The sequence below is a fragment of the Microbispora amethystogenes genome (assembly GCF_016863015.1).
Classification (GTDB): Bacteria; Actinomycetota; Actinomycetes; order Streptosporangiales; family Streptosporangiaceae; genus Microbispora; species Microbispora amethystogenes.
Genome location: NZ_BOOB01000050.1, coordinates 19772 through 37089 on the forward strand (window position 1 = coordinate 19772; position 17318 = coordinate 37089).

At 72.9% G+C, this 17318-nt stretch carries 15 protein-coding genes; 8 read left to right on the top strand and 7 right to left on the bottom strand.

All coding sequences use genetic code 11. The features are described from left to right. The first annotated feature begins 18 nt into the window (after positions 1-18). Both Mam01_RS37440 and Mam01_RS29515 read left to right on the top strand, forming a co-directional pair. On the top strand, positions 19-2439 hold the full coding sequence (locus Mam01_RS37440) for a beta-ketoacyl synthase N-terminal-like domain-containing protein (RefSeq protein WP_204288480.1): 2421 nt from the start codon (positions 19-21) through the stop codon (positions 2437-2439). Between the two features lie 47 nt (positions 2440-2486). Next, positions 2487-3593: a GDP-mannose 4,6-dehydratase gene (locus Mam01_RS29515; RefSeq protein WP_204288481.1), complete on the top strand. Its 1107-nt coding sequence runs from the start codon at positions 2487-2489 to the stop codon at positions 3591-3593. Here Mam01_RS29515 and Mam01_RS29520 read toward each other — a convergent pair. From Mam01_RS29520 to Mam01_RS29530, 3 genes are all read right to left on the bottom strand, one after another. Then, positions 3488-3979 (bottom strand): hypothetical protein, encoded by a 492-nt coding sequence (locus Mam01_RS29520; RefSeq protein ID WP_204288482.1) that lies wholly within the window; start codon positions 3977-3979, stop codon positions 3488-3490. The two genes, Mam01_RS29515 and Mam01_RS29520, sit on opposite strands and share 106 nt — an antisense overlap. Positions 3980-4065: 86 nt before the next feature. Beyond that, positions 4066-5484 carry an RNB domain-containing ribonuclease gene (locus tag Mam01_RS29525; protein ID WP_204288483.1) on the bottom strand — a complete coding sequence of 473 codons (1419 nt, stop codon included), beginning with the start codon at positions 5482-5484 and terminating at the stop codon, positions 4066-4068. 105 nt (positions 5485-5589) lie between these two features. Continuing rightward, a complete protein-coding gene (locus Mam01_RS29530; protein ID WP_204288484.1) occupies positions 5590-6279 on the bottom strand; it encodes a cytidylate kinase family protein in 690 nt (229 codons plus the stop codon). A 232-nt stretch (positions 6280-6511) separates the two neighbouring features. Between Mam01_RS29530 and Mam01_RS29535 the strand changes: the two genes are divergently transcribed. Next, positions 6512-7867, top strand: a complete 1356-nt coding sequence (locus Mam01_RS29535) for an FAD-binding oxidoreductase (RefSeq protein ID WP_204288485.1) — start codon at positions 6512-6514, stop codon at positions 7865-7867. A 45-nt stretch (positions 7868-7912) separates the two neighbouring features. On the opposite strand, the gene pdxR is transcribed toward Mam01_RS29535, so the two are convergent. Further along, on the bottom strand, positions 7913-9352 hold the full coding sequence (gene pdxR / locus Mam01_RS29540; RefSeq protein ID WP_204288486.1) for a MocR-like pyridoxine biosynthesis transcription factor PdxR: 1440 nt from the start codon (positions 9350-9352) through the stop codon (positions 7913-7915). A gap of 212 nt (positions 9353-9564) precedes the next feature. Between pdxR and Mam01_RS29545 the strand changes: the two genes are divergently transcribed. Further along, on the top strand, positions 9565-10404 hold the full coding sequence (locus tag Mam01_RS29545; RefSeq protein WP_204288487.1) for an MBL fold metallo-hydrolase: 840 nt from the start codon (positions 9565-9567) through the stop codon (positions 10402-10404). 91 nt (positions 10405-10495) lie between these two features. Here the strand turns inward: Mam01_RS29545 and Mam01_RS29550 are convergent, their stop codons facing one another. The 3 genes from Mam01_RS29550 to Mam01_RS29560 all read right to left on the bottom strand — a co-directional run bounded on the left by Mam01_RS29550 (position 10496) and on the right by Mam01_RS29560 (position 13474). After that, a complete protein-coding gene (locus tag Mam01_RS29550; protein WP_204288488.1) occupies positions 10496-11224 on the bottom strand; it encodes a hypothetical protein in 729 nt (242 codons plus the stop codon). A gap of 323 nt (positions 11225-11547) precedes the next feature. Then, positions 11548-12438: a 5'-3' exonuclease gene (locus tag Mam01_RS29555; RefSeq protein WP_204288536.1), complete on the bottom strand. Its 891-nt coding sequence runs from the start codon at positions 12436-12438 to the stop codon at positions 11548-11550. Positions 12439-12463: 25 nt separating this feature from the next. After that, a complete protein-coding gene (locus Mam01_RS29560) occupies positions 12464-13474 on the bottom strand; it encodes a PP2C family protein-serine/threonine phosphatase (protein WP_239101720.1) in 1011 nt (336 codons plus the stop codon). Positions 13475-13719: 245 nt separating this feature from the next. On the opposite strand from Mam01_RS29560, the gene Mam01_RS29565 reads away from it, so the two are divergent. The 4 genes from Mam01_RS29565 to Mam01_RS29580 all read left to right on the top strand — a co-directional run bounded on the left by Mam01_RS29565 (position 13720) and on the right by Mam01_RS29580 (position 17279). Then, the gene (locus tag Mam01_RS29565) at positions 13720-14844 is read left to right on the top strand and encodes a M24 family metallopeptidase (RefSeq protein ID WP_239101721.1); all 1125 of its coding nucleotides are present in this window, start codon (positions 13720-13722) and stop codon (positions 14842-14844) included. Positions 14845-15004: 160 nt separating this feature from the next. Next, positions 15005-16396, top strand: a complete 1392-nt coding sequence (locus Mam01_RS29570) for an NDP-hexose 2,3-dehydratase family protein (RefSeq protein ID WP_204288490.1) — start codon at positions 15005-15007, stop codon at positions 16394-16396. A gap of 71 nt (positions 16397-16467) precedes the next feature. Further along, entirely contained in the window at positions 16468-16821 is a 354-nt protein-coding gene (locus Mam01_RS29575; protein ID WP_204288491.1) for an ArsR/SmtB family transcription factor, read from the top strand. After that, on the top strand, positions 16818-17279 hold the full coding sequence (locus tag Mam01_RS29580; RefSeq protein ID WP_204288492.1) for an SRPBCC family protein: 462 nt from the start codon (positions 16818-16820) through the stop codon (positions 17277-17279). The genes Mam01_RS29575 and Mam01_RS29580 overlap by 4 nt, the downstream gene beginning before the upstream one ends. Positions 17280-17318 lie beyond the last annotated feature (39 nt).

A 17318-nucleotide genomic window follows, 5' to 3' on the forward strand; every position in this document is an offset into this window, starting at 1 on the left:
GATGAGGGAAGGGACCGTATGGACATCGATCCGGCGCACCGGGTCTTGCTCGGCCGCGCGCTGGCGACCATCGAGGATCTGGAGGCCCGCCTCCGGCGGGCGGAGCGGGACCGCGCCGCGCCGGTCGCCGTGCCGATCGCCGTGGTGGGGGTCGGCTGCCGCCTGCCCGGCCGGATCCGGGGCGCCGCCGAGTTCTGGCGTGCCCTGCGGGACGGCGCCGATCTGGTCGGCGCGCTCGACCGGCGGACGGCCGAGGCCGGCGCCTCGCCCGGCGGGTACGTGACCGGCCTGCCGGGCGCCTACCTCGACGACGTCGACCGGTTCGACGACGAGTTCTTCGGCATCCCGCCGGGCGAGGCGGCCGTCATGGACCCCCAGCAGCGGCTCCTGCTGGAGACGGCCTGGGACGCGCTCGAGCACGCGGGGATGCCGCGCGAGACGGTACGGGGCAGCGTGACCGGTGTCTTCCTGACCCTCGGCACCCACGACTACTGGCAGGTGGGCGTCTCCCGGCTCGGCGCCGCGCCGCGGCGCGACCACGCCGTGCTCAACAACTCCCACAGCACCGCCTGCGCCCGGATGTCGCACCTGCTGGGCGTCCGGGGCCCGAGCCTGACCGTCGACGCCGGCTGTTCGTCGGCCCTGCTCGCGACGCACCTGGCGGCCCGGAGCCTGCGGACGGGCGAGTGCGACGCGGCGCTGGTCGGGGCGGTGAACCTGATGATGGCCGAGTCCTCGGGCGCCGGCATCGCCGAGGCGGGCTCGCTGTCGCCGGACGGCCGCTGCCGCACGTTCGACGCCGGGGCGGACGGCTACGGGATCGGCGAGGGCTGCGGCGTGGTGGTGCTGAAACGCCTCGTGGACGCGGAAAGGGACGGCGACCGGGTGCTCGCCGTGCTGAGCGGCAGCGCGGTCAACCACAACGGCGGCGGGCCCGGGTACGGCGTCCCGGCCGTCTCCGCCCAGCGCGAGGTCATCCGCGCGGCCTACGAGGACGCCGGGGTCCCGGCGTGGAGCGCGACGTACGTGGAGAGCCACGGCACCGGCACCCCCATGGGCGACGCGGCCGAGTTGCGCGCGCTCGCCGCGGAGCTGCTCCCCGGCCGTCCGGCCGACCGGCCGCTCGTGGTGGGCGCCGTCAAGACCAACGTGTCACACCTGTTCGCCGCGTCGGGCGTCATCGGCCTCATCAAGACCGTGCTGTGCCTGCATCACGGGGAGATCCCGGCAAACCTGCACTTCACCCGGCCGCATCCCGACCTCGGCCCGCTTCCCCCGGCGATCGTCATCCCGGGCGCCGCGCGCCCGTGGCCGCGGGGCGGCGAGCGGCGGGTCGCCGGTGTCAGCGCGTTCGCCGCCGGTGGCAGCAACGCCCATCTGGTCGTGACCGACCCGCCCGCCGCGACCGGCGGTGAGCCCGCGGCGGACGACGGCCTGCGCCCGGTTCTGGTCCCGGTGTCGGCCCACGACGAGGCGGCCTCGCGGGCGCTGGCGTCCGGGCTCGCGGACCTGCTGGAACGCGGCGGTCCCGGGATCACCCCGGCCGACGTGGCGTACACGGCGGCACGGCGGCGTTCGCACCACGCGCACCGGGGGGCGGTGACCGGCCGCACGGCCGGAGACCTCGTCACGGCGCTGCGCCGGCTCGCGGAGGGCCGGAGCGGGCCCGCCGCGCGGGCGGGGCGGGCCTCCGTCGCCGTGCGCACCGCGTGGTGCCTGGGCGCCGGCGCCGACTGGCCGGTCATGGCGGCCCTCGCCGGCGGCGAACCGGTCCGCCGGCTCCTCGCCGAGGCGGCGCCCCTGGTGGCCGCCGAGACCGGTGCCGATCCGGCGGCCGCCGACTGGGCGGAGCTCGCCGCCGCCCACCGGTCCGGCCGTCCCGTCCTGGGGCCGGGCGCGGCGCCGTACGACCCGGCGGCGGCGCGGGCGCTCACCGTGCTGGCGCAGATCGCCCTGGGACGCTGGTGGCGGTCGCTGACCGGCGAGCCGGCCCTGGTGCTGTGCACGGGGCTGGGCGTGCCGGCCGCCCGTCACCTCGTCGGCGGGTGGTCGCTGGAAGACACGATCAAGTCGGTGCTGGCTGACGACGGCCCGGACGGCGGCCTCCCGGACGAGGGCGGCCCGTCCGCACTGCGCCGTTACGACGACCCGGCCGCGCTCGCCGCCGCGGCGTCCGAACTGGCGCGGGGCGGCCGGCACGGCGTCGTGGAGATCGGCCTGGTCCGCGTGCCGCCCGGCCCCGATCCCGGCGCGGACGACCCCGGCACGTCGGTGCTGGACGCGCTCGGACGGCTGTACTGCCGCGGTGTGGACGTGCGGTGGGACGTCCTCTATCCCACGGGACGCCATGTCGACCTGCCGCCCTATCCATGGGCGGACCGGCGGCACTGGTGGAGCCCGCCGCCCGGCGGGCGGGACGCGAAGGAGCCGCGGGAATGACCGCTACCGGCCAGTGGGGCCTCGTCGAGAGAGGGTGCTGAACTACCGTGCGCAGAGCCTTGATCACCGGAATCACCGGTCAGGACGGGTCCTATCTCGCGGAGCTGCTGCTTGCCAAGGGCTATGAGGTGTTCGGGCTGCTGCGCGGCCAGAACAACCCCAAGGCCGCCTGGCTGGAGCGCGAGCTGCCCGACGTGCGCGTCCTCACCGGCGACCTGCTCGACCTGCCGGGCCTCATCCGCGCCTTCGCCCGCGCCGATCCCGACGAGGTGTACAACCTGGGCGCCATCTCCTTCGTCGCCTACTCCTGGGAGAACGCCCGCATGGTCGCGGACGTCACCGGCGGCGGGGTGCTGAACATGCTGGAGGCGGTCCGCCTCCAGCAGGAGCGGAGCGGCCGGCAGGTGCGTTTCTACCAGGCGTCGAGTTCGGAGATGTTCGGCAAGGCGCAGGCCGTCCCGCAGAACGAGACCACCCTGCTGTGGCCGCGCTCGCCGTACGGGGTCGCGAAGGTCTTCGGCCACCACATGACCGTCAACTATCGCGAGACCTACGGCATGCACGCCAGCTCGGGCATCCTGTTCAACCACGAGTCGCCGCGTCGCGGCCCCGAGTTCGTCACGCGCAAGATCTCGCGCGCGGTGGCCCGGATCGCGCTGGGCACGCAGCACGAGCTGGTCCTCGGCAACCTGGACGCCAGGCGCGACTGGGGGTTCGCCGGCGACTACGTGAAGGCGATGCACCTCATGCTGCAACAGGATTCGCCGGACGATTACGTCATCGCGAGCGGAGAGGCCCACTCCGTGCGCGAGTTCCTCGACGCCGCCTTCGCGTACATCGGCGTGGACGACTGGTCCCCGTACGTGCGCACCTCCGCGCGTTTCGTCCGGCCCGCCGAGGTCGACCTGCTCGTCGGCGACTGGAGCAAGGCCAAGTACGTCCTGGGCTGGAAGCCGGAGGTGGGGTTCGAGGAGCTGGTCGCCATGATGGTCGAGGCCGACCTGGACGCGGAGGTACGCGCCGAGGGCGGCGCCGCCGAGGCGACCCCTCAGCGGCCCGACTTCCGGTCCCTGAGCCGGGCGAACGTGACGTGGACGAGCCCGGCGGCGCCCGGCAGGGCCGTGCCGAGCAGCAGGCCCATGGCGACGTGGTAGGCGACCTGGTGGGCGACGACGTCCGCCGCGAGCATCGAGCCGGTCACCCCCGTGAGCAGCGCGACCCCGAGCAGCGTGAGGGACAGCGTGAGGTACTGCCGCAGCGGGCGGGTGGCCCGCAGCTCCTGGCAGATGAACAGCACGGCCGGGGCGGTGGTCATCCTGAGGCCTTCGGCGACGTATCCGAGAGCCCGCAGCGGATTGGCGGCGAAGAACCGGACGACGGCGGGGATGCCCGCCGCCCACACGGCGTCCGGCGGCTCGCAGTTCTCCTTCAGCCACTGGGAGGCGCCCCACAGGACCGCGAGACCGGCGACCATGAGCGCGTACTCGCTCCAGGGGCGGGGGCCGCGGCCCGCTTCCGGCGCGCAGTCGTCCGTCGTCATGCATCCTCCGCCGATGGCCCGCATCGGCAGGATAACGACGGCTGCCCCAGGCAAGCGGCGATTCGCCGGAATACGCCTGCTTCCGGTCAGACGGCGGTGAAGCGGACCTCGCGGGTGGCGGGGTCGGCGCGGGTCAGCCGTACGGGGATGCGCTCGCCGAGCGGAAGCCGGTCGCCGTCGCAGCGGGCGATGACGGCGGGGTCGGCCACCTGGACCTGCCCGCCCGGTTTGCCGTCGGTGACGTCGATGACGACCGCTTCGAAGACCTGGCCGATCCGGGGCCGCAGCACGGCCGCCTCGACGAGGTCGACGCAGGCCCGCCCGACCCCGGCGGCCCGTCTGCTGCCCTCGGCCATCCGCCCGGGCAGGTCGGGCAGCGCCCGCGCGACGTCTTCGGGGACCGGCCGGCCCGCCGTCACCGCCAGGCAGACCTCCGTGCCGTACCGGTCGACCAGGCGCCGCAGCGGCGCGGTCACGTGCGCGTACGGCGCGCCTACAGCTGCGTGCAGCGACTGCCCGGGCGGGCCGCCGTCGAAGGCGGTGTAGGCCGCGCCGCGCAGCAGCACCGTCGACTCGTGCAGGAACGCCGCGTGCCCGGGGATCGCGGGATCGAGGCCGTGCACGACGTCGGCGTACGTCGCGCCGTCCGGCCAGGGCACCCCGAGGGCGGCGGCCACAAGGCGGACCTTCTCGACGTCCTCGGGGCCGGCCTGGGGGAGCACCCGCAGCACGCCGACGCCCGCCTCCAGCATGATCCGCGCGGCGGCGATCCCGGTGAGCAGGGAGATCTGCGCGTTCCACGCCTCGCAGGGCTGGTTGCCGCGGAACTCCAGGCGGTAGCCGCCCGCGCCGTCGGCCACCACCTCCTGGTCGGGCGTCGGCAGCGACAGCCCGCCCCGGGCCCGCTCCCGTTCCAGCCGGAGCGGTCCCACCTCGGCGAGCAGGGCGAGCGTGCCCTCCGCCCGGCCGGCGTCCACGGTGGCCTGGACCGTCTCGTAGTCGAGCCGGTCGCGGCTGCGGACCAGCGCCCTGCGCAGGTCGACGGCCTCGATCTCGCCTTCGGCGTCGAGGTCGAGCCGCCACAGCACGGCGGGACGGGTCTGCCCGGGGAGCAGGCTGGCCGCGCCCTCCGACAGGACCGGGGGATGCAGCGGCACCCGTCCGTCCGCCATGTAGACGGTCTCGCCACGGTTCCGCGCCTCGCCGTCGATCGCGCTCTCCGGCCGGACGAACGCTCCGACGTCGGCGATCGCGTACCAGACCCGGTAGCCCGGCCCGCGCCGCTCGATGCACAGCGCCTGGTCGAGGTCCATCGAGCCGGGCGGGTCGATCGTCACCAGCGGCAGGCCGGTGTGATCCTCGGCGGGTACGTCCGGAGCCTTCGCGGCCTGTTCGGCCTCCTCCTGCACCGGCTCGGGGAAGCCGTCCGGGAGGTCGAAGTCACCGCGGATGCGGGCGAACCCGTCGCGGAGGCCGTTCGCGGTGTCCCGGAGGCGGATCGTCATGTACGGCACGCGATCAACCTACCCGGGAGCGGACATAACAGGCCGTAAACGACCTGGAGAGGTCACGCCGCTTCCCCGTGGACCCGACCCGGTGGCCCGCGATCGTCAGATCCTGTGCCGGACCTCCCAGGCCGGCCGTTGGAGCTGGTCGTTGTACACGATGACGTCGGCGTGGTCGGTCGGGCGGACCGTGGCGAAGTAGAGCTGCTGGGAGGGGATGTAGCGGTCGCGCCAGGACCGTTCGATTTCGGCGGTGTCGGCGGTGGGCCCGGCCGGCGCTGCGTTTCGGTCCCGGGCGCGAGCCACCGTCTTCTCGAAGGGGACGGACACGAAGATGCGCAGGTCCCACCGGTCGATGAGTTCTGGGCGCAGGAGGAAGACGCCGTCGAAGAGCAGTACGGCGTCCGCTGGGGCGGTCCTGGCCGGCGGGGACGACGGGGTCTCGGTGTCTCTGTCGTAGACCGCGTGCCGGAACCTCCGGTCTCCGCCGGGGCCCAGCGGATCGAGCAGGACCCGGCACAGCGCGGCGTGGTCGTGGGCGTCGAAGTAGCAGCCTTCGGCCGAGTACCGGCCGCGCCGGTAGCGCTGTGAACGCGGGACGAGGAAGTCGTCGATGGTCGCGCGGATGACGTCGCGGTCCTGCGCGCGCAGGACGACGGCGAGCTCGTCGGCCAGCGTGGTCTTGCCGGAGGCGGGCGGCCCGTCGACGGCGACCCGCAGCGGGTGCGCGGTCGTGACGGACCCGACCGCCTCGGCCAGCCGGCTGACGAGCTCGCCGCGGGTGCCTCGGTCCATTGCCGCTCCTCTCCCCGTGTTCCTGTTCAGCACCGCACGTCAGGCTGTGGCCGCCGGCTCGCGAGAGAGCGCCATGCCTATCACGGTAACCGGGCGTACGCCGGCGGCGCAGCCGGTCAGGTGGCCGTGCGAACGCGACGAGCAGGTCCTCGGCTGGCGCTGGAATTGGTCCTCAATCCGACGTCGGAATCGGATCTTATTGGGGGTACCGATTGCCGTCAGGCTGAGTGGCATGACAACGACAGCGACCCGCTTCGACGGCCGGCTCCTCACGCCTGGCGACGCCGGCTACGACACCGCCCGCACCGTCTGGAACGCCATGGTCGACCGGCGTCCGCGCATGATCGTCCGCCCGGTGAGCGTCCCCGAGGTGGTCGCCGCCGTCCGGATGGCCCGGGAACTGGACCTGGAGATCGGCGTGCGCTGCGGCGGTCACAACGTCGCCGGCTTCGCCGTGCCCGACGGTGGTCTCATGATCGACCTGACGCTCATGGGGGGCGTGCGGATCGACCCGGCCCGTCGCCGGGCCTGGGTGCAGGGCGGCGCGCTGCTCGGCGCGCTGGACCGGGCGTCCCAGGCGTACGGCCTGGCGACCACCGCGGGCAACGTCTCGCACACCGGCGTCGGCGGGCTCACGCTCGGCGGCGGCATGGGCTGGCTGGCCCGCCAGTACGGCCTGGCCTGCGACAACGTCGTCTCCTACACGATGGTCACCGCCGAGGGGGAGGTGGTGACCGCGAGCCGCGCCGAAAACCCCGACCTGTTCTGGGGCCTGCGCGGCGGGGGTGGGAACTTCGGCATCGTCACCGAGTTCGAGTTCCAGTTGCATCGCGCCGGCACGCGGACGCTGGTCGCCGAGTTCGACTTCCGCGCCGAGGACGCCGTCCCGGTGATCGAGGGCTGGCGCGACCTGAACGCCGTCGCGCCCCGGCAGGCGACGTTCACCGCCGACGTCGCCAGCGGTCCCGCCGGCCCGATCGCCACACTGGGGTTCGTGTGGGTCGGCGACCCGGCCGAGGGCCGCCGGCTGCTCCCCGCGATGCGGGCGCTCGGGCGTCCCGTCGCCTCCCGCGTCACCACACCGTCGTACCTCGAACTTCAGCGGCGTGACGACTCCACCGGCGGTCACGCCTACCGCCGCTATTCCAAGGGACACTACCTGCGGAGCTTTCCCACCGCGGCGATCGAGGCGTTCCTGCTGCGCGGCGCCGCCGACCTGAGCGCGAGCCCGGACCTGCCGGGCGTCGGCCTGCAGGCGCACGGCGGCGCGATCGCCGACGTCCCGGAAGCGGACGCGGCGTTCGGCCACCGTGACACGATGTTCGAGTTCGGCGCCGGCTCACGCTGGAGCGACCCGGCCGAGGACGACGCCAGGATGGACGCCGCCCGCGCCGCCGGTGCGGCGCTCGAGCCGTACGCGAGCGGGGTGTACGTCAACATGTTGACGGCCGACGAGCTGGCCGACGGGCAGCGCGGCGTACGGCGGGCGTATCCGGCCGGGAAGCTGGCCCGGCTGACCGCGCTGAAGACCGCGTACGACCCGGGCAACGTGTTCCATCTGAACCAGAACATCCGCCCGGCGTGCTGACGCGCGTGTCCCGGCTGAGCCGCCGGGCGGAGCGCCTGCGCGGGATCAGGGTCCCCGTACGTCCCGGATGGCCGCCGCCAGCAGCGCGACCCCCTCGGCGATGGCGGCCTCTCCGAGCGTGGCGTAGCCGAAGATGAGCCCGCCCGGTCCGGTGCCGGTGATGCGGTAGGGGCCGACGCCGCGGACGGCGAGCCCGTGCCGGGCGGCGGCCGTCACCACCGCGTCCTCGTCGAGATCGGGCGGGAGCCAGGCGACCACATGCTGCCCGGCGGCGATTCCGGCCGGTTCCAGATCCGGCAGATGGGCGCGCAGCGCGCCCAGCAGCGCGTCGCGGCGGCGGCGGTACACCGGACGCATCCGGCGCAGATGGCGGTCGAACTCACCGCGCGCGAGGAAGTCGGCGAACGCCAACTGGTCGATCACCGGCGAACCGCGGTCGGCGAGCACCTTCGCCGCGGCGACGTCGGCGACCAGATGGGGAGGCACCACCAGCCAGCCGAGCCGCAACCCCGGCGCGAGCGTCTTGCTGGCCGTACCGCAGTAGACGACATGATCGGGCGCCAGGCCCTGCATGGCGCCCACCGGCGACCGGTCGTAGCGGTACTCCGCGTCGTAGTCGTCCTCGACCACGATCGCGCCGCGGCGTTCCGCCCAGCGGATCACCTCGGCCCGCGCCGCGGCCGACAGCACTCCCCCCGTGGGCCACTGGTGCGACGGCGTGAGCACGACCGCATCGGCGTCGGCCCGATGGAGCGCGTCGACCTGAACGCCGTCCGGCCCCACCGGGATGCCGACCACGTCCAGACCGGCGGCGCCGGCCAGCACCCGGGCGTCGTCGTTGGACGACGGGTCTTCCAGGGCGATCCGCCTGGCACCGCGCCGGACGAGCACCTGGATCAGCAGGGAGATGCCCTGCCCGTAGCCGTTGCAGATCACCATGTCGCCGGGGACGGCCGAGGTGCCGCGCACCCGGTTGAGGTAGTCGCACAGGGCCTCGTGCAGTTCCGGCACGCCACGCCCGTCGAGGTAGCCGAACCGCTCGTTGGGCGTGGTGGTGAGCACGGTCCGGACCGAGCGCAGCCATGCGGCCCGCGGGAACTGTGAGACGTCGGTGCGCCCGTACCCGAAGTCGACCCGGAAACCGGCCCCGGAGCCGGCCCTGGAATCGGCACCGCGTGTGGCCTGCCGCGCCGTCGAAGCCGCGGCGGCCGGCGGCATCGACGCGGCGACCTGGGTGTAACCGCCCGACCGGCTGACGAGGTAGCCCTCGGCGACGAGCTGCTGATAGGCCTCCACCACGACCCCGCGGGAGACCCCGAGCCCCGTCGCGAGAGTGCGGGTGGGTGGCAGCGACGCGCCCGCCCGCATCAGGCCGGCCCGGATGCGGGCGCGGATGGACGTCTCGATCTGCCGGTGCAGCGGCACCCCGGCGTCGCGGTCCAGCGTGATGAACAGCTCCTCGGCCGGCCCGGAATTGGTCCCCAAGCGCCCCACGGGATCGGACCTTACCGGCGTGTACCAATTCCTGCCAGGCTGAGTGGCCTGCCGGGTACGAACCGGCAAGCAGATCGCAGGAGGCGACGAATGAACGACACCGAGCCGCAGGCCTGGAGAAGACCGATTCTCGTACTCACCCACCACCGCGCGGACGCCACGCCCGCCGACGACGTGACGTTCCCGGACCGCGAGGTGTGCCCGTGCTGAGGCAGGTCGCAGAGGGTGTGCTGATCCACCAGAGCGAGTTCGTGCAGAGCAACGCCGTCGTCGTGCAGGGCAGGGCCGGTGTGCTGCTCATCGACCCCGGGGTGACCGGCTCCGAGCTCGACTGCCTCGCGAACGACCTTCACGAGTCGGGCCGGCCCGTTGTGGCGGGGTTCTCCACGCATCCGCACTGGGATCACCTGCTCTGGCACGCCCGGCTCGGCGAGGCGCCCCGTTACGGCACGGCGCGCTGCGCGGCCACCGTCCGAGATCGGTTGTCGGACGCGGGTGCGAAGGCCCGCATCGCCGCGCACCTGCTGGAGACGGAAATCGCCGGGCAGGTGCCGCTGGACCTGCTCGGCCTCATCACCGGCCTGCCCGCCGAGACCGCGCGGATCCCCTGGGACGGCCCTCACGTCCGGATCATCGAGCACCAGGCGCATGCCCCGGGCCACGCGGCGCTGCTGATCGAAGGACGCGGGGTTCTCGTCGCGGGCGACATGCTCTCCGATGTCCTGATTCCGATGCTCGGCGACGTGAACGGCACCGATGACGTGATCGAGGACTACCTCGCGGCGCTGCGACTGATCGAGGAGGTGGCGGACGGCGTCGACGTCATCATTCCGGGCCACGGGTCCGTCGGCGGAGCCGATCAGGTACGCGCACGGATCGACCAGGATCGGGCGTACGTGCACGCCCTGCGTGACCGCCGGGATCTCAGCGACCCGCGGATCGGCCCGTCCGCCAAGCCGGGCTGGGAATGGGTGAGCGACGTGCACGCAGGGCAACTCCAGCGCCTCGCCCGGAGAAGCGAGCGCGACAGGACCCCCGGCTAGCGATCGGTACGCGACACAGCCGGTACGCGCACGTCGCCCGCCGGACCGGCCGCCGGGGGCTGCCCTCGGCGGTGGCGAGCTGAGCCGGCGGTCAGTCGCGCTGCTCGATCTCGTCCCGCATCGTCACGAAATGCGCCGCCGCCTGGTCGCCGGACTCGAAGTACATGGCGATCATGCCCCTGGTGTTGCTGTCGGCCCAGAAGCAGATGCTGCTCACCACGTTCTCGACGAACGTGGCGTCACCACATTTCGCGACGCCACCGAGAGGTCCCGGCTGGACCTGCTTCATGTGGCCGGCTTTCACTCCCATGAAAGCGACGAATCGGTCGATTGTGGTGTTCGGGTTGGGAACAGGAGCCGACACGGCGAAAGCCATGACCATATTCTTGTCCCCTGGATTGCCGTAAAAAGCTACTACTGTGCCAGTCGCCTGCGGAACCGCCTTCTTCACCGTGGCGAGTCTCCGGTCGATCACCCTGCGAAGGCCGGCAGTCACGTGCTTCGCACGCCCGCCAAGTGTCTCCGGCTCGACGACATGCGTCCGGAAAGGGCTCTGACTCTCATCCGTCTTCTCGGCGCCGTCTCTGAGAGAGTAGAAGACCACTGCGACGGCGGCGGCCACCACTCCGGCAAGGACAACGAGGACGAGTTTGCTGACGGTGCCCCTCGCCGCCGGAGGTTCCGAAGGCGACGGGTAGCCGGGATCGAGCGGCCGGCTGGCGTTCAGGTGCCCGGGCCGGTCGTCCGGCTGTGCGTATGGCGAGGGGAATCGGACATCCTGGTTCGGGTGGTCCGGCGGGCCGAATGGGGATTGCGACACGGACTCTCCACGAGCAGCCAGGTACAGGGGCGCGGCAACCTTATCTTCGATTCACATGCCACAAAGCAGGAAATTATGGCTCTGTAATCGATGAAGAGGCAATTGGTCGGACAGAAACCTCATCCGGGCGCCGACGGAAAGGCCCGGAGGACTACTGATCACCGACGAAATGAACACCAGTGACCGTGCGCTCCGCCTGGCCGGGCCGGCCGTCCTGCCGGTCGGTGCCTTCATGGCGTGACCGGACAACACCATGCGTCGCCATTCCGACGATCCGCACGGGGCTTGTGGCATCCGAGGCCGCGCCGTACCAGGTGCGGCGCTTATCCCAGGGTGGCGAGCAGGCGGTTGAGGGGGCTGTCCAGGCCGTACTTCCGCGACAGTGCGACCAGTCGCTCGGGGTCGCGGGGCGCGGCGGGGAGGCTGACGTCGACGTCCGGCAGCGGCACGTCGTGGGCCACCCGGACCACGGCGGGGGCGACCTCCAGGTAGTCGCGGGCGGCGGCGAGCCTGTTCCGGGCGCCCGCCGGGAAGCCGTCGGTGCCGCCCTCGTCCAGCGCGGCGAGCAGGGCCGGGAGGGAGCCGAAGCGGGTGATGAGCGCGGCGGCCGTCTTCTCCCCGATGCCGGGGACGCCGGGCAGGCCGTCGCTCGGGTCGCCGCGCAGCGTCGCGAAGTCGGCGTACGCCCGGCCGGGGATGCCGTACTTCTCCCGGACGAAGGATTCGTCGATGACCTGCAGGTTCCGGATTCCCCTTACTGTGTAAAGGGCCCGGCACGGCTTGTCGTCGTCCACGAGTTGGAACAGGTCCCGGTCGCCGGTGACGATGTCCACAGCCGTGGTCGCGGCGATCGCGAACGTGCCGATGACGTCGTCGGCCTCGTAGCCGCCGACTCCGACGCGGGCGATGCCGAGCGCGTCCAGGACCTCCTCGATGACCGGCACCTGCGGTGCCAGCGTGTCGGGAACCTCCTCCTGATCGCCGCTCGCGACCCGGTGGGCCTTGTACGACGGGATCGCCGCCACCCGGAACGCGGGACGCCAGTCGGCGTCCATGCACGCGACGATCTCCCGGGGCGAGTGCTGCCGGACCAGGGTGGCGATCATGTCGAGGAGCCCGCGCACCGCGTTCACCGGCATGCCGTCCGGCGAGGTCACCGAGTCCGGAACCCCGTAGAAGGCACGGAAGTACAGCGACGGGGTGTCGAGAAGCATCAGCACCCGACCATTGTCACGCCTGTCAGGCCGTGCGCGGGCCGTCTCCGGTCACCGCCACCGCCAGGAGGCAGGTGTCGTCCTCGGGGTTGGGGCCGCCGATCGCCTCCAGCAGGCGGTCGAGGCTCGCGTCGAGGTCGGCGCCGGTCGCGCCGGTCGAGGCGGCCGCCCGCATGACGAGCGACACTCCGGCCTCGATGTCGCGTGACCGGCGCTCCACCAGCCCGTCGGTGAACATCAGCAGCAGGTCGCCGGGCTCGAGGCGGACGTCGGCCACTCCGTACGGCTGGCTCGACGTCGCCCCGAGCACGACTCCCCGGGGCGCTCCGAGCTGGCGCACGCCCCCGCGGCGCACCAGGATCGGCGCGGGATGCCCCGCCTGTGCCCACGTGAAAAGGCGGGACGCCGGGTCGAAGTGGCCGCACACCGCCGTGGCGGTGGTGTCGTCCAGGCGCGTGAGCACCAGGGCGTTCAGCCACGACAGCAGCATGCCGGGGGAGGCCCCGGTCATGCTCAGGCCGAGCAGGGCGTGCCGCAGTTGCGCCATCTCCGCGATCGCGGGCAGGCCGTGCCCCGACACGTCGCCGACGGCGAGGAACATGCGCCCGTCGGGGAGCGGGGCCGCGTCGTACCAGTCGCCCCCGAGGCTCGACTCCCGGCCGGCCGGGACGTACCGGACCGCGATCCGGGCGTACGGAAGCTCGATCGAGGCGCCGGGCTCGGGCAGGATCGCCTCCCGCAGCGCCAGCGTGACGCGTCGTTCCTCGCGCCGTTCCTCGGCGGCGCGCTCACGCGCCTCCTGTGCCTGCCGCCTGGACTCGCTCACCACCATCTCCGCCCACCGCCGTCCACCGGCGTCCGCGACCGTCTCCGGCACCCGCTCGGGGACGGACGCCGGCAACGCCGGCGGGGACGTGTACTCGGCGGGTTCCGGCTCGGGCGGGGCGGCGCCCGGGGGCGCCCCGGCGGGAAGGACGCCGACGGGGGCGGCGACGGGAGCCACGTCCGGGCCGTCCGCGGGGGGAAGGGCGGGCATCGCACCGCCCACTACGCCGACCATTTGTCTCGCTCTCGATGCCGCTCTTGCACTGTCGTACGGACGGTTCGTGATCGTCCTGACGCGGAGCGTAGCAGTAGTTCTTGTCCCGGGGGTTAGTTTTCTTCTACCGCGTGGAATAAGCCAATGCCTCTCGCGGCACGCCCGCGCGGCGTCTGTGCTATGAGTTCTGCGGACGCCGCCTGTGTGCGCCAGCGGGGCCGGATCTCGTTAGATTGGGCACCGTGACAACGACGTCCCCGGATGCCTCCGACCTGTATCCCACGACCCGTCCCGCCGCCGTGCGCGAGGCCGCCGGCCGCGCCGGTCTCGACGCGCTGCTGCTGACGCCCGGCCCGGATCTCCGCTACGTCACCGGGTACGACGCGATGCCGCTCGAACGGCTGACCTGTCTCGTCGTGCCGGTGTCCGGCGAGCCGTTCCTGATGGTGCCGCGCCTCGAACTGCCGGCAGCGGAGCACTCGCCCGCCTCCCGGCTCGGCGTCGAGTTCGTCGCCTGGGACGAGACCGACGACCCGTTCGCCGAGGTGGCCCGCCGCCTGGGCCCGGTCGCCCGGGTCGGGCTGGCCGACCGCATGTGGGCGCTGCAGTCGCTGCGGTTCCGCGCCGCGATGCCCGGCGCGGAGCAGACGCTGGCCGGTGACGTGCTGCGCGAGCTGCGGATGCGCAAGTCGCCCGCCGAGAAGGCGGCGCTCGCGGAGGCGGGGGCGGCCATCGACGCCGTGCACGCCCTCGTCCCCGGGCTGCTCAAGGCCGGCCGCACCGAGCGCAAGGTCGGCAGGGACATCGCGGAGGCGATCGTCGAGGCGGGGCACGCCCGGGTCGACTTCGTGATCGTGGGCTCCGGCCCGAACGGCGCGAGCCCGCACGCCGAGCTGACCGACCGGGTGATCCGGCCGGGCGAGCCGATCGTGGTGGACATCGGCGGCACGATGCCGAGCGGTTACTGCTCCGACTCCACCCGGGTGTACTGCGTCGGTGAGCCGCCGGCCGACTTCGCGGCGTACTACGAGGTGCTCAGGGCCGCCCAGGAGGCCGCCTGCGCCCACGTGCGGCCCGGGGTGACCTGCGAGTCCGTGGACGCCGCCGCCCGCGAGGTGATCGCCGAGGCGGGGTACGGCGAGTACTTCGTCCACCGCACCGGCCACGGCATCGGCCTGGAGACCCACGAGGAGCCGTACATCGTGGCGGGCAACACCGAGGAGATGCGGCCGGGGTACGCGTTCTCCGTCGAGCCCGGCATCTACCTGCCGGGGCGTCACGGCGCCCGGATCGAGGACATCGTCGTCTGCGGTGAGACGGCGGGCGAGCGGCTGAACGGCACCACCAGGGAGCTCGTCGTCGTGTGATCGCCGTCCGGCGAGCGGTCCCGAACCCCCGCCGATGCCCAGGTGGGATGCGGGTGGGATGAACGCGGCCGTACCCCCGCATTTCAGGAGATGCGGACGGCGCGCGGGGGGTGCGAGGGTCGGGCGGTGTACGGGTCAGCGGGATCCGGAGGTGCCCGGCATGCGATTACGGCCGCGTGATGACGTCGATGTGCAGGACCGCCTCGCCCGGTCGGCGGCCGAGACGGCGGGCGTGTGGATGTCGACGCCGGAGGTGGCGGGCTGGCTCGTCCGGCGGGCCGGGGCGCACCGGTTCCGGGTCGAGCGGATTCCCTTCGCCCGGCTGGACGGGTGGTCGTTCGGGCCGGGAGGCAACCTGGCGCACCGCAGCGGCCGCTTCTTCAGCGTCGAAGGGCTGCACATCGTCGCCGGCGAGGACCCGGTGCCCGAGTGGCGGCAGCCCATCATCGTGCAGCCGGAGATCGGCATCCTCGGCATCCTGGCCAGGGAGTTCAACGGCGTGCTGCACTTCCTCATGCAGGCCAAGATGGAGCCGGGCAACCCGAGGCTGGTGCAGCTTTCGCCGACGGTGCAGGCGACCCGCAGCAACTACACGCGGGTGCACGGCGGCGCACCGGTCAGATACCTCGGCTACTTCACCGGCCAGGAGCGCTGCCAGGAGCGCGCCCAGGAACGCGGCCGGGTGCTCGTCGACGTGCTGCAGTCGGAGCACGGCTCCTGGTTCTTCCGCAAGTCAAACCGGAACATGATCGTCGAGACCCGCGACAACGTCGAGGTGGGCGACGACTTCTGCTGGCTGACCCTCGGGCAGATCGGCCGCCTGCTGCGCCGCGACAACGTCGTGAACATGGACGCGCGCACGGTTCTGGCCTGCGCGCCCGCCGCGCCGCCCGAGGCGGGGGCGGCGCTGTCGGACACCGAACTGGTGTCGTGGTTCACCGCGGAGCGCAGCCGGCACGAGGTGCGCACCCGGCTCGTCCCGCTCGACGAGGTGTCGGGCTGGACGACGGGGGAGTGGTCCATCGACCACGAGCGCGACCGGTACTTCCGGGTGATCGCCGTGTCGGCCGAGGCGGGCAGCCGGGAGGTCCACCGGTGGACCCAGCCGCTGTTCGAGCCGCTGGGGGCGGGCGTCGCCGCGTTCCTGGTGCGCAGGTTCGACGGGGTGCCGCACCTGCTGGTGCGCGCCCGGGTCGAGGGCGGGTTCCTCGGCACCGTCGAACTGGGCCCGACCGTGCAGTGCACCCCCGAGTCCTACGTCCATCTTCCCGTGTCGCGCAGGCCCCGCTTCCTCGCGACCGTCCTCGGCGCCGATCCGGGCCGGATCCGCTACGAGGCCGTGCACGCGGAGGAGGGCGGCCGCTTCTACCGGGCGCAGAGCCGTTATCTGCTGGTGGACGCCGACGAGCGGACCGCGGCGGTGGACCCTCCACCGGGGTTCATGTGGGTCACTCCCGGGCAGTTGAACTCACTGGCGCGGCACAGCCACTACGTGAACGTGCAGGCCCGCACCCTGCTCGCGGTGCTGAACAGCTGGGCCGCCGAGCTGTGACCCCCCCGCCGGCCGCGCAACACTTAAGAAGTTGCTTTACTTTCCCGCCTCTGCGTCGTACGGTTAAGAACATGCTTAACGAAGCTGCTTCGCTTGACCGGGTATTCCAGGCGCTGGCCGACCCCACCAGGCGGAGCATGGTCGAGCGGCTGAGCCGCGGGCCCGCGTCGGTGAGCGAGCTCGCGCGGCCCTTCGCCATGTCGCTGGCCGCGATCGTCCAGCATCTGAAGGTGCTGGAGGCCTGCGGGCTGGTCCGGTCGGAGAAGATCGGCCGGGTGCGCGCCTGCCGTCTGGAGCCGCAGGCGCTCACGGCGGTGGAACAGTGGGCCGGCGAGCGCCGCAGGACCTGGGAGCACCGCCTCGACCGGCTCGGCGACTACCTCGCCGAGCAGCCCGACGAGTGGGATACGGAGGACGAGAAATGACCGATCGTCGCGTGGAACACGCCAACTTCACCATCGAGCGCGCCTACGCCGCCTCGCCCGAGCGGGTGTTCACCGCCTGGGCGGAGGAGAAGGCCAAGGCCGACTGGTTCGCCCGCGGCGGGGACGACTACCGCCTCGACTTCCGGGTCGGCGGCAGGGAGGTCAACCGCGGCAGCCAGGGCGGCGGCCCCGTCATCACCTTCGACGCCCGCTATCACGAGATCGTCCCGCCGGAGCGCATCGTCTACGCCTACGACCTGTACGTCGGCTCGACGCTCGCGTCGGTGTCGGTGACCACCGTCCAGTTCGCCCCCGCCGACGGCGGCACCCGTCTGGAGCTGACCGAGCAGGTCGCCTTCCTCGACGGGCACGACCGTCCGGAATGGCGCGAGCAGGGCACCCGCGACTGGCTGGAGACGCTCGCGGCGCACCTGGAGCGGGAGACCTCCCGCGCCTGACCCGACGCGCCTGACTCGACGCGCCTGACCCGAACCGAG

Bases quoted from the DNA above. Each gene is read 5' to 3' on its own strand.
- Mam01_RS37440 (WP_204288480.1), top strand. From the start codon at position 19: ATGGACATCGATCCGGCGCACCGGGTCTTGCTCGGCCGCGCGCTGGCG.
- Mam01_RS29520 (WP_204288482.1), bottom strand. From the start codon at position 3,979: ATGACGACGGACGACTGCGCGCCGGAAGCGGGCCGCGGCCCCCGCCCC.
- Mam01_RS29525 (WP_204288483.1), bottom strand. From the start codon at position 5,484: ATGACGATCCGCCTCCGGGACACCGCGAACGGCCTCCGCGACGGGTTC.
- Mam01_RS29530 (WP_204288484.1), bottom strand. From the start codon at position 6,279: ATGGACCGAGGCACCCGCGGCGAGCTCGTCAGCCGGCTGGCCGAGGCG.
- Mam01_RS29535 (WP_204288485.1), top strand. From the start codon at position 6,512: ATGACAACGACAGCGACCCGCTTCGACGGCCGGCTCCTCACGCCTGGC.
- Mam01_RS29555 (WP_204288536.1), bottom strand. From the start codon at position 12,438: ATGCTTCTCGACACCCCGTCGCTGTACTTCCGTGCCTTCTACGGGGTT.
- Mam01_RS29560 (WP_239101720.1), bottom strand. From the start codon at position 13,474: ATGCCCGCCCTTCCCCCCGCGGACGGCCCGGACGTGGCTCCCGTCGCC.
- Mam01_RS29570 (WP_204288490.1), top strand. From the start codon at position 15,005: ATGCGATTACGGCCGCGTGATGACGTCGATGTGCAGGACCGCCTCGCC.
- Mam01_RS29575 (WP_204288491.1), top strand. From the start codon at position 16,468: ATGCTTAACGAAGCTGCTTCGCTTGACCGGGTATTCCAGGCGCTGGCC.
- Mam01_RS29580 (WP_204288492.1), top strand. From the start codon at position 16,818: ATGACCGATCGTCGCGTGGAACACGCCAACTTCACCATCGAGCGCGCC.